Consider the following 20,900-nt stretch of genomic DNA (forward strand, 5'->3'; position numbering starts at 1 on the left):
GAGGCCGCCCGCCGGGCAGGCGCCGGAGGCCGGCGCGGCACGGCCGGCCGAGACGGGCGGCGCGGCCGGGTCGCCGGGCGGCGCACCGGAGCGTCGCGCCCCGGCGACGGGCAGCGCCGGCTCGCCGCTTCCGCGGCGCGCGGCGACGGGTGCCGCGAAGGCTCCGGCCAGCCAGGCGTCGAAGAACCGGCTCGTCTACGGCCTCGTTCTCGCCGCGGTGATCCTCTTCCTCGCTGCCGCGGCCTATCTCGTCCTGCCGGCCCTGTTCGGCGGCGCGAGCGATCCGGGCGCCGTGTCCGGGGACGCCGCGAGCATCGTGCCGAGCGCGGACGGCTGGATCACGGTCTTCAGCGCCGACCGGCCCGAGCTCGTCACGACGCCCAGCGGGGGCAGCGTCGAGGCGATCACCGGCGAGGGCGAGCGCGCGGCGCTGCGCATTGCCGTGCCCGACGAGCCGGCGAACGGCGAGATCGTGTTTCCCGTCGGCCCCGGCGTTCTCTCGCGGTTCGGCGGCCAGTCCGTCCAGGTCGAGATCGAGGCCGGCTCGCCCGACGGAAACCCGCGCGAATTCGCGGTTCGCTGCGCGATCGGCGAAGAGGCGGTCTGCGGTCGCCAGCGCTTTTCCGTCGCGCAGGCGAGCGAGCCGGTGCTGTTCGCGATGGACGCGCCGGCCAACGCCGCGGCCTCGGCGATGATCGCCATCAATCCGGGCCTCGGCGGCCCGGGTCAGTCGGTGGACATCTACGCCATCCGCATGCGGGCGGGCTGAACCGACTGTCATCGCCCTGTCGGACGAGGCGGGTAAGGCACGGGACTCCGCGACTCGTCTTCGCGGACGCGCCGCAGCCGCAGGATCGTCCATGAGCCCCCTCGCCGAATTCCCTCCGGAGAGCCGATCCACAGGCTTCGCGATGCTTGCCGAACCCTTCCAGCGCCGCGCCGTTCTCGCAGCCGCCATCGGCTTCGGACTGGCGCTCCTGATCCGGCCGGATGCGCTGGTGCCTTGCCTCGTCGGCTTCTGCGCGGCCGTCCTGGTGCTCCTCCTGCCGCTTCGCGCCGGCGGCGAGCGGGCGGCGAGCGGGCGCGGCAGCACGCGCGAGGTGCCGGGCGCGCGGCCCGGCGGGCAGCTGCGCGCCGCGGTGGACGCGCTGCGCGAGCCGGCCTTCCTGATCGACCGCGCGATGATCCTGCGCCACAACAATCCGGCTAGCCTCGTCGCCTTCGGCAACGTGGCGATCAACGAGCCCGTCTCGCTGCGCTTCCGCTCGCCGGACTTCCTGGCAACCGTGGAAGCGGCCCTGCGCCAGGACGAGGCGGCCGAGGCCGCCTTCGAGGAGCGACGGCCCTTCGACCGGATCTGGCAGGCCGAGATCACCCCGATCCGCGTTGAGGGCACGGGGGCAGGCGGTCCCGCCTTCTTCCTCCTCTTGTTTCGCGACCGCACGGTGGAGCGGCGGCTGGAGCGGATGCGCTCCGACTTCGTGGCCAATGCCAGCCACGAGCTGAGGACGCCGCTCGCCTCGCTGATCGGCTTCATCGAGACGCTGCAGGGTCCGGCACGCGGCGACGAGGCGGCGCGCGAGCGCTTCCTCGGGATCATGCGCGAGCAGGCCCGGCGCATGTCGCGCCTCATCGACGACCTTCTGTCGCTGTCGCGCATCGAGATGAAGCGCCACGTCGCGCCGTCCGCGCGCATCGACCTGCGCGACGTTTTCGAGGACGTGCGCGGCGAGATGGAGCTGATGGCCGAGGAAAACGGCCTCGAGATCCGCTTCGAGCGTCCGGAGGAGCCCTTTATCGTTCTCGGCGAGGAGGACGAGCTCATCCAGGTGTTCAACAACCTCGTCGAGAATGCCTGCAAGTACGCGGGCGGCGGCGGGCGGATCGACCTCGAGCTCTCCGCGGTGACGGAGGGCGGGCGGCGCTTCGTGGATGCGGGCGTCCGCGACCACGGCGCGGGTATCGCGCCCGAGCACGTGCCGCGCCTCACCGAGCGCTTCTACCGCGTCGACGTCGCCTCCTCGCGCTCCAAGCGGGGGACGGGACTCGGCCTGTCCATCGTGCGCAATCTCCTGCTCCACCATCGGGCGCGGCTCATCATTACCTCGGAACTCGGCCGCGGTTCCGTCTTCCGCGCGCGCTTCCCCATCGCGGATACGGCGGACGAGGTGAAATCCTCCCAGCAATGACAACGGGTTGCACTGTCACAAAACGGCGATGCGACTGTCATATACGTTTGGTCGAGGCTCGTTAAACCGGCCCCGAACCCGGCGCGGCCGCACCGACTCGCCGCGCCGGCCCGGTTCACGACAACGAAACGCTCCAGGGAGAGCTTCCTTGACCAAGTCGCTGCTTGCCGGCCTCGCGCTCGGCACCGCCTTCATCCTGTCCGCTCCGGCCTATGCCCAGACCGCCGAGCCGATCCAGATCGCCGGCTCGTCGACGGTTCTGCCCTACGCCAACATCGTTGCCGAGAACTTCGGCGAGGTTTATCCCGACTTCCCGACCCCGATCGTCGAGTCCGGCGGCACGGGTGGCGGCTTCACCCAGTTCTGCCAGGGCGTCGGCTCCAACACGATCGACATCGCCAACGCCTCGCGCCCGATCTCGGCCAACGAGAAGAAGGCCTGCGCGACCGCCGGCGTGACCGACATCCAGGAAGTCAAGTTCGGCTATGACGGCATCGTCTTCGCCTCGGCTGCCTCGGGCCCCGACTTCGCCCTGACCCCGGAGCAGGTCTTCAAGGCGATGGCCGCCAAGATCGTCGTGGACGGCAAGGTCGTCGACAACCCGAACACCACCTGGAAGCAGGTCGACGCCTCGCTGCCCGACCAGCCGATCCAGGCCTTCATCCCGGCCGAGAACCACGGCACCCGCGAAGTCTTCGAGGTCAAGCTCCTCGAAGCCGGCTGCGAAGCGTCGGGCGCGCTCGAGGGCTTCAAGGCCTCCGGCATGGACGAGGACGCGGCCGACGACGCCTGCATCCAGGTCCGCGGCGGCAACTTCACCACCGACATCGCCGGCGACTACACCGAGACGCTCGCGCGCATCTCGGCTAGCCCGCAGGGCATCGGCGTGTTCGGCCTCGCCTTCTACGAGCAGAACCAGGACAAGCTGAAGGTCGCGACCATCAGCGGCGTGACGCCCTCGGTCGAGACCGTCGCCTCGGGCGAGTACCCGGTCTCGCGTCCGCTCTTCTTCTACGTGAAGAAGGCCCATATCGGCGTCGTTCCGGGTCTTGCCGAGTTCGTGTCGTTCTTCCTCGACGAGCAGATGATCGGCCCGGACGGCCCGCTCGCCGCCTACGGCCTGGTGCCCGCGCCGGACGCCGAGCGCGAGGAGTTCCGCAAGAGCTTCGAAGCCGGCACCACGATCGGCCTCTGATCCAAGTCTCGCGGGGCGGCCCGCCCGGACCGGCGACGGTTCCGGGCGGGCCGCCCGTCTTTCATCACGCATGCCCTTTCCCGCGGGCGCCGGCACGCGTCCTGCCTTTCACGGATCCGACATGTCCACGTCCGCGATCATCCTGGCGGTCCTCGCCATCGCCATAGCCGCCTACGCGCTCGCCCGGCGCAAGGCCGCCGGCATCGCAGCCGCCGAGACCGGCAAGCTGCATTCGATGCCCAGCTATCACGGCGCCTATGGCCTGTTCTGGGCCGCTCTTCCGGCGCTGCTTGCACTCTGCGCCTGGCTGATCCTGTCGCCGATCCTGGCGACGCAGGACATGCGCTCGCTTTATCCCGACGATCTCGGTCCGCAGCTGTCGGCCTTCCCCGGCGTCGCGGACGACATGACACGGGCGATCGCCGAGGGTATCCGCCGCATGCCGGACGCGGTGCGCGCCACCGTGCACCAGATGCCGATCGCCGAGCTGTCGCCGCTTCTCGCCGGCCTCGGCGTGCCGGTCGCCAGCGCGGCGCAAGACTGGATGATCCCCGCCGCCCTGCAGCGCATCGCCTTCGACGACTGGAGCCGCCTGGCGATGACGATCGTCGTCATCGGCCTGGCGCTCGCGGGTGCCGCCTTCGCCCTGTCGCGCATCCGCCTGCGCCTCACCGCCCGCAACCGGGTCGAGGCGGTGATCCGCTCCTTCCTGGTTCTGGCATCCACCATCGCCGTCCTGACCACGGCCGGCATCGTCTTCTCCATGCTCTTCGAGGCCATGGAGTTCTTCCACATGGTGCCGATCACCGACTTCCTGTTCGGAACGGTCTGGGACCCGCGCTTCGCCGCCGCCGGCACCAACGCCTCCGGTCAGTTCGGCCTCGTCCCGCTCCTGGCCGGCACGCTCTACATCGCCTTCGTCGCCATGCTGGTGGCCGTGCCGATCGGGCTCTTCGCCGCGGTCTACATGGCCGAGTACGCCAACAACCGCGTCCGCTCGGTGGTGAAGCCGCTCCTGGAGGTGCTCGCCGGCATCCCGACCATCGTCTACGGCTTCTTCGCCCTGATCACGGTCGGCCCGTTCCTTCGCGACATCTCGGCCGACATCAACGGGCTCCTGACCGGGACCTACGGCAGCTTCATCCAGGCCCAGTCGATCCTGACCGCAGGCCTCGTGATGGGCATCATGCTGATCCCCTTCGTGTCCTCGCTGTCCGACGACATCATCACCGCCGTGCCGCGCTCGCTCCGGGACGGCTCGCTCGGTCTTGGCGCCACGCGCTCGGAAACGGTGAAGCGCGTGATCCTGCCGGCGGCGCTTCCGGGCATCGTGTCGGCGCTGCTCCTCACCATGTCGCGCGCCATCGGCGAGACCATGATCGTGGTGCTCGCGGCCGGCATCGCGGCCAACATCACGATCAACCCCTTCGAGGCCATGACGACGGTGACGGTGAAGATCGTATCGCAGCTCACCGGCGACCTCGACTTCACCTCGCCGCAGAGCCTCGTCGCCTTCGCGCTCGGCCTCACCCTCTTCGCGATCACGCTCATCCTGAACGTCGTCGCCCTCTACATCGTCCGTAAGTATCGGGAGCAGTACGACTGATGACCGACGCGACCCTTCGCTCGCTCCCCACGGCCGCGCCGACCTCCGCGGCTCCGCCCCGGCGGGACATCGGCCTCAAGCGCCGCTACGGCGCCGAGCGCCGCTTCAAGGCCTACGGAATCGCGGCCGTCGGCACGGGCCTCTTCTTCCTGTGCTGGCTGCTCTATACCGTGATCAGCCAGGGCTACACCGCCTTCTGGCAGACCGAGATCCGCCTGCCGATCACCTTCGCGGCGAATATCGTCGACCCGCGCGGCACCGGCAATCCGGACATGGCGACGCTTCAGCGGGCGAACTATCCCAAGCTCGCCCAGGACGCGATCGTCGCCAAGCTCGGCATCGATCCGGCCGACCGCGGCGCCGCCCGCGACGCGGCCGCTCTGGTGTCGGCCAATGTGCGCGCCGAGCTGCGCGACGTCGTGGCGAGCGACCTCACCCTGATCGGCAAGACCCAGGAAGTCTGGATCCTCGCCAACTCCGTCGTCGACAGCGGGGTGAAGGGTCAGTTCGACCTGTCCGTCGAGGAGTCGCGCCGCCCGCTGAACGATCGTCAGCTCGGCTACATCCAGCAGCTCGAGCAGGACGGCGCGCTGGAGCAGCGCTTCAACTGGGGCCTCTTCACCTTCGGCAATTCCAGCCGTGCGGAGGCCGCGGGCCTGGGCGTCGCCCTGATCGGCTCGGCCTGGATGATGCTGATCGTCCTCGTCGTCTCGCTGCCGATCGGCGTCGCCGCCTCGATCTACCTCGAGGAGTTCGCGCCCAAGAACAAGTTCACCGACTTCATCGAGGTGAACATCAACAACCTCGCGGCGGTGCCGTCGATCGTCTACGGTCTTCTCGGCCTGGCGGTCTTCATCAACTACATGTCGCTGCCGCGCTCCTCGGCCCTCGTCGGCGGTCTCGTGCTGTCGCTGATGACGCTGCCGACGATCATCATCGCGACGCGCGCGGCGCTGAAGGCCGTGCCGCCCTCGATCCGCGCGGCGGCCCTCGGCTTGGGCGCCTCGAAGAACCAGATGGTGTTCCATCACGTCCTGCCGCTCGCCATGCCCGGCATCCTGACGGGCACGATCATCGGGCTCGCCCACGCGCTGGGCGAGACGGCGCCGCTGCTGCTCATCGGCATGGTCGCCTTCGTGGCCGATTATCCCGCTACGCCGCTCGATGCCTCGACGGCACTGCCGGTGCAGATCTACATGTGGGCGAACGAGGCCGAGCGCGCCTTCGTCGAACGCTCCTCGGGCGCGATCATCGTCCTCCTGATTTTCCTCGCCCTGATGAACTTCTTCGCGATCATCCTTCGCCGCCGCTTCGAGCGCCGCTGGTAACCCGTCCAAAGGTCTGACCATGATGGAAAACGTCTCCTTCGCCTCCACCGGCGCCCATGCTCGCCCGGTCGATCTGCCGGTGAAGATGCACGGCCGCAAGGTCGAGGTCTTCTACGGCCAGAAGCAGGCCCTGCACGGCGTCGATCTGGAGATCCCGGAGCGTCAGGTGACGGCGCTGATCGGCCCGTCGGGCTGCGGCAAGTCGACCTTCCTGCGCTGCCTCAACCGCATGAACGACACGGTCGAGGGCGCCCGCGTCGTCGGCGACATCACGCTCGACGGCGAGGACATCTACAACAAGAACATCGACGTCGTGGAACTGCGCGCCCGCGTCGGCATGGTGTTCCAGAAGCCGAACCCTTTCCCGAAGTCGATCTTCGAGAATGTCGCCTACGGTCCCAAGATCCACGGGCTCGCCAAGAACAAGGCGCACCTGCGGGAGATCGTCGAGACCAGCCTGAAGCGCGCCGGCCTGTTCGAGGAGGTCAAGGACCGCCTGGACGAGCCGGGCACGGGCCTGTCCGGCGGCCAGCAGCAGCGCCTCTGCATCGCCCGCGCCATCGCGGTGAGCCCCGAAGTCATCCTGATGGACGAGCCCTGCTCGGCGCTCGACCCGATCGCGACGGCCACCGTCGAGGAACTGATCGACGAGCTGAAGCAGAACTACACCATCGTCATCGTCACGCACTCGATGCAGCAGGCCGCGCGCGTTTCGCAGCGCACGGCGATGTTCCATCTGGGGCGCATCGTCGAGGTCGGGCCGACGGAGAAGATGTTCTCCAATCCCGACGACAAGCGCACGCAGGACTACATCACCGGCCGCTTCGGCTGACCCCTTCCGCCGCAACCACCATCGGGAGAAAGGTGGAGACCCCATGACCGAACACACCGTCACGTCCTATGGCGAGGAACTGCGCAACCTCGTCCGCCGCATCTCCGAGATGGGCGGCCAGGCCGAGCGCATGGTGGCCCAGTCCGTCCAGGCGCTGATCAACAGCGACTGGGGCCTTGCCCAGTCGGTGGTCGCCGACGACGTCCTGCTCGACGCCGCCCAGCGCGAACTCGACGAGCGCGCGATCCTCGTGATCGGCAAGCGCCAGCCCATGGCCGTCGACCTTCGCGAGATCGTCGGCGCGATCCGCATCTCCAACGACCTGGAGCGGATCGGCGACCTCGCCAAGAACATCGCCAAGCGCGTCATCGCGGTATCCGAGCACTCCCAGCCGATCCAGCTGGTGCGCGGCATCGAGCACATGGCCGAGCTCGCGCTCGACCAGCTCAAGGACGTCCTCGACGCCTATGCCGACCGCGACCCGGCCCGGGCCGAGAGCGTGCGGTCCAACGACGAGGCCATCGATGCGATGTACACCTCGATCTTCCGCGAGCTCCTGACCTACATGATGGAGGATCCGCGCAACATCACGCCCTGCACGCACCTCCTGTTCTCGGCCAAGAACATCGAGCGCATCGGCGACCACGCGACCAACATCGCGGAGACGATCTACTACATCCGCACCGGCGAGCAGATGCCGGCCGAGCGGCCGAAGGGCGATCGCACGCCCTCGCTGACGGCGCCGCGCCCGGCCGTTGCCGGTGCCGGCGCCGACGCGACGGCTGGGGAGTAGAACCCGTGAACGCGCGCATCGCGGTGGTGGAGGACGAGGAGGCGCTCTCCGTCATCCTGCGCTACAACCTCGAAGCCGAGGGCTACGCCGTCGACACGATCATGCGCGGCGACGAGGCGGAGATCCGTCTCAAGGAGGAGGTGCCGGACCTCCTCATCCTCGACTGGATGCTGCCGGGCCTGTCGGGTGTCGAGCTCTGCCGGCGCCTGCGTGCCCGGCCCGAGACCGAGCGCCTGCCGATCCTCATGCTGACCGCGCGGGGCGAGGAGAGCGAGCGCGTTCGCGGCCTGTCGGTCGGGGCGGACGACTACGTCGTGAAGCCCTTCTCGACGCCGGAGCTGCTCGCACGCGTGCGCGCCATGCTGCGCCGGGCGAACCCGCAGAAGCTCTCGGCCGTGCTGTCGGCCGGCGACATCGACCTCGACCGCGAGACCCATCGCGTGCGCCGGGCGGGACGCGAGATCAAGCTCGGCCCGACCGAGTTCAAGTTGATGGAGTTCTTTCTCCAGGCGCCCGGCCGCGTCTTCTCGCGCGAGCAGCTCCTCGACGGAGTCTGGGGGCGCGACATCTACGTCGACGAGCGCACGGTCGACGTCCATGTCGGTCGCCTGCGCAAGGCCATCAACCGTGGCCGCCAGCGCGACCCGATCCGAACCGTGCGCGGCGCCGGCTACGCCCTCGACGAGCAGTTCGCCGCGAGCGTGCCGGCAAAGGCCGGCCGGGCGAGCGCCGCGGCTGCGACTCCGGCGCCCGCACGGGATATCTGAGGGACAGGACGACGAAGCTGCTCCCTTCTCCCGCTGGCGGGAGAAGGTCCCGGCAGCGGGAGAAGGGTGGCTCCTCGGGAACGCGACGTCGACGGTTCTTTGCTCGGCCGCTTGCGCGGCCGACACCCTCACCCGCCCCTTCGGGGCACCCTCTCCCGCAAGCGGGCGAGGGGAAGTGCCCTTTCCGATGCGGTTTAGACCCTGAGCCTTCCTTGCCAATGAAAAAGCCGGCCCTCGGGCCGGCTTTTCTACGTCGAGGCCGTGCCGAGAGACGCCGGCGCTCAGCGCATGCGGCGGCGTTCCGCGCTCGGCTGGAAGGCGAGGCGGGCATGGTAGGAGCAGTAGGGCGAGGCATCGCCGGCGTGGTGGCCGCAGAAGTGGAAGTCCGGCTTCAGCGGATCGCCGACCGGCCACTTGCAGGTGCGCTCGGACAACTGGACGAGGGTCAGCTTGCGGGCGATCGGCACGACTTCGCCGCCGCCGACGCGCGGTTCGGCGACCTCCAACTCGCCGACGATGCCGTCGTCCGAGCCGGCGTCGATCGGTTCCATCTTCAGAGCCGTGGCGCCCAGCGTGCGCGGCAGGACGCGGGCGGCGGGCAGCACCTGCGAGGACACGAGGCGGATCTCGGCATTGTCCTGGACCACGGGCGCCGCGACGACGGCCGGAGCCGCTGCCGCCACCTCGATCGCCGCGTCGGCGACCTCGGCCTCGCCGAAGCCCGTGCCGACCAGGGCGCGGGCACGCGACTCCAGCTTCAACCGGTGCACCTTTCCGATCACGGCGTTGCGGCTGAGGCCGCCGCCGAGACGCTCCGCGATCTGGCTCGCGCTCAGGCCCTCCGTCCAAAGCTGACGCAGGATCTCGACCCGTTCGTCGTTCCAGCTCATGATCGCTCTACTCCTTACGCAACGGCGACACTCCGGCGCCTGGCCGGCACGCGACGGACGCGCAACGGATCGAGGGCACGGGCCTGAATCACAGGGATCAAGCTCTGTCGGGAGGGCCGCACGGGACAAACTGGTTTCCGTTAAGAAATTATCCTGCGGCGCACCGCCATGACAAGCCGAACGGCGCGGGAAGACCGGGACGAGACGGTTTTCCCCAGCTTGTGGGCGATTTCGTCTCGAAACGGGACGACGGCTTGCGCCATCAAAACGGCGATTTCGTTGACAATCGCGCGGTTTCGCATGGTATACGCTGCAACGGCGCGCCTGGCAAAAAACCGTCGCGCGTCGTTTCGAGCCTGCCCTTCCGGCAGGCTCGTCCGTTTCGGGCGGGTGCGATCCCGTTCCGACCCCGGCCGATCCGGCCCCCACCCCCGACGAAGACCCGTTGCCATGACCGACGTCCAGCCTTCGCATTCGCCGCTTTTCTCCACCTTCGCCCGCGCCGACATCGTGTTCGAGCGAGGCGAGGGAGTCTGGTTGGAGACGCGCGAGGGCCGACGCTATCTGGATTTTGCCGGCGGCATCGCGGTGAACTCGCTCGGCCACGCCCATCCGCACCTCGTGGCTGCGCTGAAGGATCAGGCCGAGAAGGTCTGGCACGTTTCGAACCTCTACGAGATCCCGGGGCAGACCCGGCTCGCCGAGCGCCTGTGCGCCGCCAGCTTCGCCGACCGCGTCTTCTTCACCAATTCCGGCGCCGAGGCGTTGGAATGCGCGATCAAGACCGCCCGGCGCTATCATTTCGTGAACGGCGCGCCGCAGCGCTTCCGCATCCTCACCTTCGAGGGCGCCTTTCACGGTCGCACGCTCGCCACCATCGCGGCCGGCGGACAGGCGAAGTACCTCGAAGGCTTCGGCCCCAAGGTCGAGGGCTTCGACCAGCTGCCCTTCGGCGACCGCGAGGCGCTGAAGGCCGCGATCGCCGGTCCCGAGGTCGCGGCCGTTCTGATCGAGCCGATCCAGGGCGAGGGGGGCGTGCGCGCCGTTCCGACCGACTGGCTGCGCGAGATGCGGGCGCTCTGCGACGAGCACGGCGTGCTGCTGGTCTTCGACGAGGTGCAGACCGGCATCGGGCGCACGGGGCACTTCTTCGCCCACGAGATGACGGGCGTGACCCCGGACATCCTCGCGTCCGCCAAGGGCATCGGCGGCGGCTTCCCGCTCGGCGCCTGCCTCGCGACGGACGAGGCGGCCAAGGGCATGACGCCGGGAACGCACGGCACGACCTATGGCGGCAACCCGCTCGCCATGGCGGTCGGCAACGCCGTTCTCGACGTGGTGCTTGGCGAGGGCTTCCTGGAGACGGTGCGGCGCACGGCGCTGGCGCTGAAGCAGGGGCTGGCCTCCGTGGTGGACCGCTACCCGCAGGTGTTCTCGGAGGTCCGCGGCGAGGGGCTCCTGGTCGGTCTCAAGGCCGTCCTGCCGAACGGCGAGGTCGTCGGCGCGCTGCGCGGCGAGGGTCTCTTGACGGCGCCGGCCGGCGACAACGTCATCCGCCTCCTGCCGCCGCTGATCGCGACGGAAGCCGACATGCGCGAGGCCGTTTCACGCATCGAGGCCGCGGCGGCGAAGCTCGCCGACGCCGGCGCCCTGAAGAAGAGCGCGTGAAGGACACAGCCATGACCACCGCTCCCAAGCACTTCCTCGACATCTCCAAGGTGTCGCAGGCGGACCTCCGGGCGATCATCGCCGATGCCGGCCAGCGCAAGGCGCTCGGCCGGACAGGCGAGCCGCGCCCGCTCGAGGGCAAGATGCTGGCCATGATCTTCGAGAAGCCGTCGACGCGGACCCGCGTGTCCTTCGACGTCGGCATGCGCCAGCTCGGCGGCGAGACGCTGTTCCTGTCCGGCTCGGAGATGCAGCTCGGCCGCGCCGAGACCATCGCCGACACGGCGCGGGTGCTCTCGCGCTACGTCGACGCGATCATGATCCGCACCACCGCCCACGACCGGCTGACCGAGCTCGCCGAGCACGCCACCGTGCCGGTGATCAACGGCCTCACCGACGACACCCACCCCTGCCAGATCATGGCCGACCTTCTCACCTTCGAGGAGAAGCGCGGGGCGGTGGCGGGGCGCACCTTCGCCTGGGTGGGCGACGGCAACAACGTCCTGTCCTCCTTCGTGGAAGCATCCGTGCAGTTCGACTTCACGCTTCGGATCGCGACGCCGGAAGGCTCGGGGCCCGACATGCGCTTCGTCGAGGCGGCGCGCGAGCAGGGCGCCTCGATCCTCCTCACGCCCGATCCGGTGGAGGCCGTCTCGGGCGCCGACCTCGTCGTCACCGACACCTGGGTCTCGATGGGCCGGGAGTCGCAGGCGCGCGGGCACAACGTCTTCATGCCCTACCAGGTCAACGAGCGGCTGATGGCCCATGCCGACAGCGAGGCTCTCTTCATGCACTGCCTGCCCGCCCATCGCGGCGAGGAGGTGACGGACGCGGTGATCGACGGGCCGCAGTCGGTGGTGTTCGACGAGGCGGAGAACCGCCTCCACGCGCAGAAGTCGATCCTTGCCTGGGTTTTCGGAGAGGTCGCCCATGTCGGATGAGGGCCTGACGCTCGGTGCCTTCGGGTTCGCCGGCGACGACGCCGTCGTGCCCTTCCAGGTGGAGGCGCTCGACGCGCGCGGGCGCGCCGTGCAGCTCGGGCCGATGCTCGATCAGATCCTGGCGCGCCACGATTATCCCGAGCCCGTCTCGCGCCTTCTCGCCGAGATGATCGCTCTGACCGTGCTTCTCGGCACCTCGCTGAAGTTCGACGGCAAGTTCATCGCGCAGACGCAGACCGACGGGCCCGTCGGTCTCCTCGTCGTCGACTTCTCGACGCCGTCCTCGGTGCGCGCCTATGCGCGCTTCGAGGAGGAGCGCGTCGCCGAGGCGATCGCCGCGGGCGCCGCGACGCCGGAAGCGCTCCTGGGCGTCGGCGTCATGGCGCTGACCGTCGACCAGGGGCCGTACACGCAGCGCTACCAGGGCATCGTGGAGCTGAACGGCGCTTCGATGGAAGAGGTGGCCGAAGCCTATTTCCGCCAGTCCGAGCAGATCCCGACCACGGTGAAGCTCGCGGTGGCGCGCATGTCGCGGCGGGGCGAGAAGGGCTTCGTGGAGAGCTGGCGCGCCGGCGGCATGGTGGCGCAGTTCCTGCCGGAAGCGCCCGAGCGCATGCGCATGCCGGACCTGCCCGGCGGCGACGCGCCCGACGATGCGGACGAGACGGGCGCAGCCTTCGAGTTCGACGACGCCTGGAACGAAACGCGCGCCCTCGTCGACACGGTGGAGGCCTCCGAGCTGACCGACCCGGAAGTCGGCGTCGAGCGGCTGCTGTTCCGCTTGTTCCACGAGCGCGGCGTGCGCGTCTTCCCGGCCAACCCCGTCGCCGACGACTGCTCCTGTTCGCGCGAGCGCATCCGCGACGTGCTCGCGAGCTTCTCGGAGGAGGAACTCGCCGAAAGCGTCGAGAACGGCCGCATCGACGTCACCTGCGAGTTCTGCGGCGAGCACTACGACTTCTCCGCCGAAGAAATCCGCGAGGCGGGCGGCGGCGGCGAAGCGGAGTAGGCGAGCGGCGGAGCATGGATGGCCGGCGCGCGATCGAACATGATCGAGCGTCGGGCATCCCCGGCATCGTGACGGGTCGTTTACCCTCCTCGATCATAGCTTGCGGAGCCACACCGTTCAGCCTGTCCGGGAACACCGCGCCGTGACGTCTTCCCTTCTTCGCCGCCTCGGGCGCCTCGCCGGCCGCCCGCTCGCGATCGTCGCGCTCGCGGCAACGCTCGGCGCCTGCCAATCCGCGGATGTCGGTCGCGCCGGCTTCGACGCGGTGAGCATGGCGCGGTCCTACGCCCCGGTCGTCGAGCACCGGGCGCCCGCGGCGCTTGTGATCGACGCGCGCTCGGGCCGCACGCTCTACGAGGACGACGCCGACGCGCTGCGCTACCCGGCCTCGCTCACCAAGCTGATGACGCTCTACCTCCTGTTCGAGGCGGTCGAGCAGGGGCGGCTCAATCCGGACACGCCGCTGACGATCTCGGCCAACGCCGCCTCCAAGCCGCCCTCGAAGCTCGGCGCCAAGCCGGGCGACCTCCTGACGGTGCGCCAGGCGGTGACGTCGCTCGCGGTGCGCTCGGCCAACGACGTCGCGACCGTGGTCGCCGAGAACCTCGCGGGATCGGAGGAAGCCTTCGCCAACCGCATGAACGCCAAGGCGCGGGCGCTCGGCATGTCGCGCACGCACTTCAACAACGCTTCCGGCCTTCCCGACGTGGGGCAGGTGACGACGGCCCGCGACATGGCGCGGCTGGCGCTCGCCATCCGCCACAACTTCCCCTCGGCCCTGTCGGTCTTCTCGCTGCGCGAGTTCGAATATGGCGGCCGGACGATCAAGGCGACCAACAAGCTGCTCGGCAAGGTGCCGGGCATCGACGGCATGAAGACGGGCTTCATCCGCGACTCGGGCTTCCATCTCGTGGCGAGCGCCGAGCGCGGCGGACGGCGCATCATCGTCGTGGTGATGGGCGGCGAAACGGGCATGGCGCGCGATGCGCGCGTCACGGCGCTCGTCGACACCTATCTCGGCCCGGCGACGGGTCCGTTCTGAGGGCGCCCGCGCGCAAACGCCGCTGTTTGGCGCTTTTCAACCAGCCGGTTGCGGACGTATGACCTAAGGGGAGTGTATCGGCGGGACGCCGATCCTCTGCCGGGACCGGGGCAGGGCCCGGGGCCGGTGCGAAAGACGACATGATGAAGCGGTTCTTGGGACTGGCGGCTTTCGTCGCCCTGTTGGGCGGCGTCGACTCGGTGGCGAACGGCGCGGCGGACACGGCGTGCGGCCACGTCAGCGTCGCTTCCATGAACTGGGCGAGCGCCGAGGTCATGGCCGCCATCGACCGGATTATCCTGGAGAAGGGCTTCGGCTGCGAGGTCGAGCTGGTGCCGGGCGACACGATGCCGACCTTCGCCTCGATGACGCGGGCGAGCGGGCCGGACGTGGTGCCCGAGATGTTCGTGAACCAGTTCCGCGGCGCGATCGACGAGGCGGTCGCGGAAGGGCGCGTCTCCTATGGCGCGCGCGTCCTGAAGGACGGCTCGGAGGAGGGGTTCTGGATCCCGCAATACGTGGCCGACCGTCATCCCGAGATCCGGACGCTCGGCGACGCGCTGGAGCGGCCCGACCTGTTTCCCTCGCCGGTCGATCCCTCGCGCGGGGCGGTCTACACCTGCCCGCCCGGCTGGGGCTGCCAGATCATGGTGGACAACTTCTTTCGCGCCTATGACGGCGAGAGCGCGGGCTTCGACCTCGTCGAGACGGGATCGGCGGCGGGACTCGACGGCTCCATCGCCAAGGCCTTCGCCGACCAGACGGGCTGGCTCGGCTATTACTGGTCGCCGACGGCGATCATCGGGCGCTATCCGATGAAGAAGCTCGAATGGGACGTGCCCTTCGACGCGGCCGAGTGGACCCGCTGCACGACGCAGCCCGATTGCCCCGACCCGAAGCGCAACGCTTGGACCCCGACCGAGGTCTACACCCTCGTCGCGCCGCGGATCGCGGCAAAGAGCCCGGCCGCCGCCCGCTATCTCGGCACGCGCGCCTGGTCGAACGCCACGGTCAATCGCCTGCTCGTCTGGAAGGAGGAGAACGGCGCGTCCGGCGAGGATGCCGCACGCCACTTCCTGCAGACGCAAGGGGACCTATGGCGCGGCTGGGTGCCGGCCGACGTGGCGCAGCGGGTCGAAGCGGCGCTCTGACGCCGCGACCGCACCGGGGCGAGAGCGGGCAAAGGTTTCCAGTTCGGAAAAGTCCATCTAGAAGGCGTGCGAGATCTTCGTTCGCCGACACGCGCCCTCGCGCCCGGCGGACATCGCCGACACAAGGGACGCCATGAGCGACGACAGCTTCTTCCGCGAGGTCAACGAGGAGATCCGGCAGGCCCGCGTCCAGCAGTTCTGGAAGCGCTTCGGCCGCCTCGTGATCGCCGGCGCGGTTCTGGTGGTCGTCGCCGCTGTCGGTCTCGTCATCTACGAGAGCATCGTGGAAGGCCGGCAGGAGGCCTCGGGCGACCGCTATCTCCAGGCCGCGGCCCTGGAGGCCGCGGGGCAGAGCCCGCAGGCGATCGAAGGCTTCGAGGCACTCGCGCGCGACGGCTACGGCGTTTATCCCGATCTGGCTCAACTGCGGCTCGGCGGGATCCGACAGGCCAACAACGATCTGCCCGGCGCGCTCCAGGCCTTCGACGCGGTGGCCAACGACGCGGACGCGCCGCAGCCGCTGCGCGATGCGGCGGCGATCCGGGCGGCCTACATCCTCGTCGACACGGGGAGCCGGGCCGACGTGTCGGCGCGGGTCGAGCGCCTGTCGGGCGACGCCCAGGCCATGCGCTTTCCCGCGCGTGAGGCGCTGGCGCTCGCCGCCTGGAAGGAGGGCGACCGGGACGGGGCGCGCACGCTGTTCCAGCAGATCGCCGACGATCCGCAGGTCCCGAACGGCCTCGGCGACCGGGCGCAGCTGATGCTCGACGTCATCGCCGCGAGCACGCCCTCGACCGCCGCGCCCGTGCGCGCGCCGACGGCGGCGCCCGCGCCAGCCGCTGAGCCGGCGCCTGCACCGGCACCCGCGCCGGCCGAAGCGCTGCCCGCGCCGACCGTCGAGCTGCCGACGACGCTGCCGCCGGCGGTCGAAACGCCCGCCCCGGCCGTGCCGGAAGCGCCGGTGGCGGAGCCGAACGCCCCGGCCGCGCAGACGCCGGCGGCGCCTGTCGCGACGCCGCCCGTCGAAGCGCCCGCGACCGAGCCGGCCCCTGCTGCCGCAGCGCCGCCCGCCGCTCCGGCGCAGCCCGCGACGCCTCCGGCCGAGCCCGGTCCGGCCACGCCGGCCCCTGCACCCGCACCCGCGAACTGAACCCAGCGAACGAGAAGGAGGCCTGCCGTGGTCGCCATCGCCATCATCGGGCGGCCGAACGTCGGCAAGTCCACCCTGTTCAACCGCCTCGTCGGCAAGCGCCTCGCGCTCGTCGACGACCGGCCGGGCGTGACCCGCGACCGGCGCTCCGGCGACGCCCAGCTCCTCGATCTCGAATTTCAGGCGATCGACACCGCGGGCCTGGAAGAGGCCGATGCGGACTCCCTGGAAGGGCGCATGCGCGCCGGCACGGAGGCCGCGATCCGCGAGGCCGACCTGTCGCTCTTCGTAGTGGACGCCAAGCACGGGCTGATGCCCCAGGACCGCACCTTCGGCGACCTCCTGCGCATGTCCGGCAAGCCGGTGGTGCTCGTCGCCAACAAGGCCGAGGCGCGCGGCGCCGATGCGGGCTTCTACGACGCCTACGAGCTCGGCCTCGGCGAGCCGGTCGCGATCTCCGCCGAGCACGGCGAGGGCATGGGCGACCTGCGCGACGCGATCGTCGCCGCACTCGGGATCGGGCCCTTCCGCGAGGACGACGAGGACGAGGACGAGGAGGGGGCCGCACCCGCGGTCGCGGCGGTGGGCGAGGACGGCGAGGAGGTCATCGAGCCCTACGACGACACCAAGCCGCTGCGCATCGCCATCGTCGGGCGGCCGAACGCGGGCAAATCCACCCTGGTCAACCGTTTCATTGGCGAGGAGCGGATGCTGACCGGGCCGGAAGCGGGCATCACGCGCGACTCGATCTCCGTCGAATGGGAATGGCGTGGGCGGCGCGTGAAGCTCTTCGACACGGCGGGCCTGCGCCGCAAGGCGCGCGTCCAGGAGAAGCTGGAAAAGCTGTCCGTCGCCGACGCGCTGCGGGCGATGAAGTTCGCCGAGGTGGTGGTGATCGTCCTCGACGTGACGATCCCCTTCGAGAAGCAGGACCTGTCGATCGTCGACCTCATCGTGCGCGAGGGGCGCGCGCCCGTCCTCGCCTTCAACAAGTGGGACCTCGTGGAGGACCGGCAGGCGGTGCTCGCCGACCTTCGCGAGAAGACCGACCGGCTCCTGCCGCAGGCGCGCGGCATCCGGGCCGTGCCCGTGTCGGGCGAGACGGGCGAGGGGCTCGACCGGCTGATGAAGGCGGTGGCCGACACGCACGAGGTCTGGAACAAGCGCATCTCCACCGCCAAGCTGAACCAGTGGCTGGAGCGCGCGACCGCTCAGCACACGCCGCCGGCCGTTGCCGGGCGTCGCGTTACGATCAAATACATGACGCAGGTGAAATCCCGCCCGCCGACCTTCATGCTCTCGACGAGCCGCCCGGAGGCGCTCGGCGCCAGCTACACGCGCTATCTCGTCAACAGCCTGCGCGAGAGCTTCGGCCTTTTCGGCGTGCCGATCCGCCTCGGACTGCGCAAGCCGAACAACCCCTTCGCCGGAAAAGCGAAGCGCCGGTCGTGAAATGGCCACGTTCTGTTAACCAAGAGACAAGGTTAACAGAGCATGATCATCAACGGCCAGAGGGGTACGTTTCGGGGGCATGATGAAGGTTGAGGGGAACCAACAGCGCGCGAGCCGCTCGCGCCGGGCCAGACGTGCTGTGCTGACCGCCTGCGGGGCGCTCGCCCTTCTTCCCCTCTTGCCGACCACGGCAGCCTTCCAGGATCATGATCGCGGCGCCGATGCCGGCTTCGACAAGGCGGGCCGTCTCGCCCGCCTCCTCACCGAAGCCGCGCTTCACGCCCCGACCGCCGAAGCCTCCACGGGCGACGAAGCCGGGCGCGGCCGCCTCGCCTTCACCCCGCCCGTCGGCTACGGCATGCGCGTCGCGGCGGCCCCGACGCAGATCGTCCCGCCGCCTCGCGAAAGCGTCAAGGGCGGACGCTTGTTCAAGCCGGCGCCGGAAACGCCGGCGGAAGCCTCCATGCTGCAGCGGCTGAACCCGATGGCGACGGACGGCGTGCGCGCCGCCTTCGCCAGCGTTTCGCCCGACACGATCCAGACCGTCGCCGTGGCGGCTGCCGAGGGCTTCTCGCTGAAGGCTCGGGAAAGCCTGACCGGCGCGGGCCAGGGGGACGGGGAGGGAACGCAGGTCGCCTCGCTCGGACCCGCTGTCGAGGGCACCAACGCGCTCGGCTACGCGACGCCCAATGCCGGCAGCCGCGCCAATTCGCTGTTCGAGAACGTGCTACGCGAAACGCCGGAAGCCTTCGTGCCGCCGATCGGCCCGAAGGACCACCTCTGGGCGGCGACGCCGCTGCCCGCGGAGGCGCTGTCGGTGAAGGAGCAGCTCTGCCTCGCCAACGGCATCTATTTCGAGGCGCGCGGCGAGTCCGAGGATGGCCAGGCGGCCGTTGCCCAAGTCATCCTGAACCGGGTCCGCAACCCGGTTTATCCCAAGACGATCTGCGGCGTCGTGTACCAGAACAAGAACTGGCGCAACCGCTGCCAGTTCTCCTTCGCCTGCGACGGCAAGCCGGACCGCATCCGCGACGTCAAGGCCTTCGCCACGGCCAAGCGCATCGCCGGTGCCGTCACGCGCGGCGAAACCTGGATTTCCGAGGTCGGCTCCTCGACCCACTACCACGCGAACTACGTCCACCCGCGCTGGGCGAACACGATGGAGCGGCTCGACCGCATCGGCAAGCACATCTTCTACCGCACCTATAACGGCGGACTGTGAGACGAGTTCCCGGCCTTTTGGATTTGACGCGGGCGCAAGCGCGGGTCTAACCCTCGCCCGATCCTTCCCGCCCGTCGATCGAGGCTGCCGTGGCTGAAGCCCAGAAGACCGAACCGCTCCTCGCCATCCTGACGCGCCAGCCGGTGATCCCCGTGGTCGCCGTTGCCAGCGCCAAGGAAGCCGTGTCGCTGGCCCGCGCGCTCGCCGCCGGAGGCCTGCCGGCGATCGAGATCACGCTGCGCACGCCCGCCGCGCTCGACGCCATCCGCGCGGTGGCCGCGGAGGTGCCGGAGGCGATCGCCGGCGCCGGCACGATCCTCAACCCCGCGCAGTTTGCGGCGGCGGCCGAGGCCGGCTCCCGCTTCATCGTGTCGCCGGGCACCACGACCTCCGTGATCGAGGCGGCGTCGGATTCGGACGTTCCGCTCCTGCCGGGTGCGGCGAGCGCCAGCGAGCTGATGCGGGCGCTGGAGAGCGGCTACGAGCTGTTGAAGTTCTTCCCGGCCGAGCAGGCGGGCGGCGCCGCCTTCCTGAAGAGCATTGCGCCGGTCTTTCCCGCCATCCGCTTCTGCCCGACGGGCGGCATCTCCACGAAGAACGTCGGAGACTATCTGGCGCTGCCCAACGTCGTGTGCGTCGGCGGCTCCTGGGTCGCCCCGAAGGACGCGCTGAGCGCCGGCGACTTCGAAACGGTGACGCGCCTCGCCCGCGAGGCCGCCGCGCTGAAGGCGCGTTGAACGGGGCTTCGGCCCCGCCATCGACCATGCGCCACGCGCGCCGACGAAGCCTGAGGAGTTCGGGAACTCTGGCGCGGGCGACGGAAATCGAGCCCACGACATTCAGCCTGGCAAACCTTCCGAGCGCCGTTTTCCTCTACGTTCCCCAAACTTCCTTCTCCTCTGAGTCTCTGAGAAAGGCGGCGTCCGACGCCTTCTTGCGTTTTCACGGGATCTCCCGTGGAGTCCCCTAGAGGCCGATCGGTGTCCAAGGATCGATGCAAGACCTGCCACTGACGAAGGCTCGGGCCGCGGCGCAGCCGTCTCTGGAAAAGGCGGCTTGAACCTCGTCCAATCGAAATGCTCCACGACTTGGCGCATAGACCCCTCGCTGAGTGACCCCTAGCGGGCGGCATCGACGAGGAGGGCGCGCGGGACGATGTCCTCGCAGATCGGCGCATCGATCGAGGGGGCGAGGGGGCAGGCCGGTGACACCGATGGGTTCGACGGGGCAGAGCGCTATGACCTCCGCCTTTCCCACCCGGCCTGAAGAGAACGGGGGACGGTTGCCGAGCCGCGGCTCGGGCTCCCGGCGGCTTCGCATCCACGGGGTGCGGCCGGAGCGCTGCAAGGTGCCGCTGCCCGCTGGCGAGGCGCTCGCCATCCGGCTCGGACAGACGATGACGTTGAAGCTTCTCTGGTCTGACTTGGGTGATGGCAAGGCCACAATGGTGATCGGCATGGACGTGGCGCTTCCTCAACGATCGGGCGGGAACTCGGCCTCGGGCGTCGTGATCCTGGACCTGTTCGGCTGGCCGCAAACGACCCTGGCTGTGTCAAAACCCTGCTCATGCTATCTTCTTCAGGGTGGTCTGGAGGATGGCATGGGACGCTTCGTTGTCGGCGCCGATCGCGATCAGGCGACGCTGTTCCCGCCCTGCCTCGAGGA

Annotated in this window: 18 protein-coding genes and 1 pseudogene; 18 read left to right on the forward strand and 1 reads right to left on the reverse strand. The window is 69.7% G+C overall.

The window, feature by feature from the left end; genetic code table 11:
- The 8 genes and pseudogenes from FZN60_RS27785 to phoB all read left to right on the forward strand — a co-directional run.
- A pseudogene (locus FZN60_RS27785) lies at window positions 1–769 on the forward strand (hypothetical protein); the annotation flags it as partial.
- A gap of 91 nt (window positions 770–860) precedes the next feature.
- Window positions 861–2,189 (forward strand): ATP-binding protein, encoded by a 1,329-nt coding sequence (locus FZN60_RS27790; protein WP_246727301.1) that lies wholly within the window; start codon window positions 861–863, stop codon window positions 2,187–2,189.
- A gap of 148 nt (window positions 2,190–2,337) precedes the next feature.
- Entirely contained in the window at window positions 2,338–3,384 is a 1,047-nt protein-coding gene (locus tag FZN60_RS27795) for a PstS family phosphate ABC transporter substrate-binding protein (protein WP_246727303.1), read from the forward strand.
- A gap of 121 nt (window positions 3,385–3,505) precedes the next feature.
- On the forward strand, window positions 3,506–4,990 hold the full coding sequence (gene pstC, locus FZN60_RS27800) for a phosphate ABC transporter permease subunit PstC (RefSeq protein WP_158877557.1): 1,485 nt from the start codon (window positions 3,506–3,508) through the stop codon (window positions 4,988–4,990).
- Window positions 4,990–6,318 carry a phosphate ABC transporter permease PstA gene (pstA, locus tag FZN60_RS27805; RefSeq protein WP_158877559.1) on the forward strand — a complete coding sequence of 443 codons (1,329 nt, stop codon included), beginning with the start codon at window positions 4,990–4,992 and terminating at the stop codon, window positions 6,316–6,318. The genes pstC and pstA overlap by 1 nt, the downstream gene beginning before the upstream one ends.
- Before the next feature lie 22 nt (window positions 6,319–6,340).
- Entirely contained in the window at window positions 6,341–7,150 is an 810-nt protein-coding gene (pstB, locus tag FZN60_RS27810) for a phosphate ABC transporter ATP-binding protein PstB (protein WP_246727315.1), read from the forward strand.
- A gap of 43 nt (window positions 7,151–7,193) precedes the next feature.
- Window positions 7,194–7,943, forward strand: coding sequence for a phosphate signaling complex protein PhoU (gene phoU, locus FZN60_RS27815; RefSeq protein ID WP_158877563.1), 750 nt, complete (start codon window positions 7,194–7,196; stop codon window positions 7,941–7,943).
- Window positions 7,944–7,948: 5 nt separating this feature from the next.
- A complete protein-coding gene (gene phoB / locus FZN60_RS27820; protein ID WP_158877565.1) occupies window positions 7,949–8,710 on the forward strand; it encodes a phosphate regulon transcriptional regulator PhoB in 762 nt (253 codons plus the stop codon).
- 281 nt (window positions 8,711–8,991) lie between these two features.
- Here phoB and FZN60_RS27825 read toward each other — a convergent pair whose 3' ends face one another.
- Entirely contained in the window at window positions 8,992–9,600 is a 609-nt protein-coding gene (locus FZN60_RS27825; protein WP_158877567.1) for a GcrA family cell cycle regulator, read from the reverse strand.
- A 450-nt stretch (window positions 9,601–10,050) separates the two neighbouring features.
- Between FZN60_RS27825 and FZN60_RS27830 the strand changes: the two genes are divergently transcribed.
- The 10 genes from FZN60_RS27830 to FZN60_RS27875 form a co-directional block, all read left to right on the forward strand.
- A complete protein-coding gene (locus tag FZN60_RS27830) occupies window positions 10,051–11,268 on the forward strand; it encodes an aspartate aminotransferase family protein (RefSeq protein WP_158877569.1) in 1,218 nt (405 codons plus the stop codon).
- An 11-nt stretch (window positions 11,269–11,279) separates the two neighbouring features.
- On the forward strand, window positions 11,280–12,209 hold the full coding sequence (argF, locus tag FZN60_RS27835; protein ID WP_158877571.1) for an ornithine carbamoyltransferase: 930 nt from the start codon (window positions 11,280–11,282) through the stop codon (window positions 12,207–12,209).
- The gene (locus FZN60_RS27840; protein ID WP_158877573.1) at window positions 12,199–13,218 is read left to right on the forward strand and encodes an Hsp33 family molecular chaperone; all 1,020 of its coding nucleotides are present in this window, start codon (window positions 12,199–12,201) and stop codon (window positions 13,216–13,218) included. The genes argF and FZN60_RS27840 overlap by 11 nt, the downstream gene beginning before the upstream one ends.
- A gap of 142 nt (window positions 13,219–13,360) precedes the next feature.
- Window positions 13,361–14,260: a D-alanyl-D-alanine carboxypeptidase family protein gene (locus FZN60_RS27845; RefSeq protein WP_246727305.1), complete on the forward strand. Its 900-nt coding sequence runs from the start codon at window positions 13,361–13,363 to the stop codon at window positions 14,258–14,260.
- 140 nt (window positions 14,261–14,400) lie between these two features.
- Entirely contained in the window at window positions 14,401–15,411 is a 1,011-nt protein-coding gene (locus FZN60_RS27850; RefSeq protein ID WP_246727307.1) for a glycine betaine ABC transporter substrate-binding protein, read from the forward strand.
- A gap of 133 nt (window positions 15,412–15,544) precedes the next feature.
- The gene (locus tag FZN60_RS27855; protein ID WP_158877575.1) at window positions 15,545–16,561 is read left to right on the forward strand and encodes a tetratricopeptide repeat protein; all 1,017 of its coding nucleotides are present in this window, start codon (window positions 15,545–15,547) and stop codon (window positions 16,559–16,561) included.
- A 27-nt stretch (window positions 16,562–16,588) separates the two neighbouring features.
- The gene (gene der / locus FZN60_RS27860; RefSeq protein ID WP_158877577.1) at window positions 16,589–18,013 is read left to right on the forward strand and encodes a ribosome biogenesis GTPase Der; all 1,425 of its coding nucleotides are present in this window, start codon (window positions 16,589–16,591) and stop codon (window positions 18,011–18,013) included.
- A 139-nt stretch (window positions 18,014–18,152) separates the two neighbouring features.
- Window positions 18,153–19,235, forward strand: coding sequence for a cell wall hydrolase (locus FZN60_RS27865; RefSeq protein ID WP_246727308.1), 1,083 nt, complete (start codon window positions 18,153–18,155; stop codon window positions 19,233–19,235).
- An 89-nt stretch (window positions 19,236–19,324) separates the two neighbouring features.
- Window positions 19,325–19,972: a 2-dehydro-3-deoxy-phosphogluconate aldolase gene (locus FZN60_RS27870; protein WP_158877581.1), complete on the forward strand. Its 648-nt coding sequence runs from the start codon at window positions 19,325–19,327 to the stop codon at window positions 19,970–19,972.
- 611 nt (window positions 19,973–20,583) lie between these two features.
- Window positions 20,584–20,900 (forward strand): hypothetical protein (locus FZN60_RS27875; RefSeq protein ID WP_158877583.1); only part of this gene is annotated, 317 nt, incomplete at its 3' end.

Source organism: Antarcticirhabdus aurantiaca, assembly GCF_009765365.1.
GTDB classification, from domain to species: Bacteria; Pseudomonadota; Alphaproteobacteria; order Rhizobiales; family Rhizobiaceae; genus Antarcticirhabdus; species Antarcticirhabdus aurantiaca.

What these genes read in the sequence shown, in the direction of transcription:
- FZN60_RS27850 (WP_246727307.1), top strand. Translation starts at nt 14,401, where the DNA reads ATGATGAAGCGGTTCTTGGGACTGGCGGCTTTCGTCGCCCTGTTGGGC.
- FZN60_RS27825 (WP_158877567.1), bottom strand. Translation starts at nt 9,600, where the DNA reads ATGAGCTGGAACGACGAACGGGTCGAGATCCTGCGTCAGCTTTGGACG.
- pstC (WP_158877557.1), top strand. Translation starts at nt 3,506, where the DNA reads ATGTCCACGTCCGCGATCATCCTGGCGGTCCTCGCCATCGCCATAGCC.
- FZN60_RS27840 (WP_158877573.1), top strand. Translation starts at nt 12,199, where the DNA reads ATGTCGGATGAGGGCCTGACGCTCGGTGCCTTCGGGTTCGCCGGCGAC.
- pstB (WP_246727315.1), top strand. Translation starts at nt 6,341, where the DNA reads ATGGAAAACGTCTCCTTCGCCTCCACCGGCGCCCATGCTCGCCCGGTC.
- FZN60_RS27855 (WP_158877575.1), top strand. Translation starts at nt 15,545, where the DNA reads ATGAGCGACGACAGCTTCTTCCGCGAGGTCAACGAGGAGATCCGGCAG.
- phoU (WP_158877563.1), top strand. Translation starts at nt 7,194, where the DNA reads ATGACCGAACACACCGTCACGTCCTATGGCGAGGAACTGCGCAACCTC.
- FZN60_RS27830 (WP_158877569.1), top strand. Translation starts at nt 10,051, where the DNA reads ATGACCGACGTCCAGCCTTCGCATTCGCCGCTTTTCTCCACCTTCGCC.
- argF (WP_158877571.1), top strand. Translation starts at nt 11,280, where the DNA reads ATGACCACCGCTCCCAAGCACTTCCTCGACATCTCCAAGGTGTCGCAG.
- FZN60_RS27790 (WP_246727301.1), top strand. Translation starts at nt 861, where the DNA reads ATGAGCCCCCTCGCCGAATTCCCTCCGGAGAGCCGATCCACAGGCTTC.
- pstA (WP_158877559.1), top strand. Translation starts at nt 4,990, where the DNA reads ATGACCGACGCGACCCTTCGCTCGCTCCCCACGGCCGCGCCGACCTCC.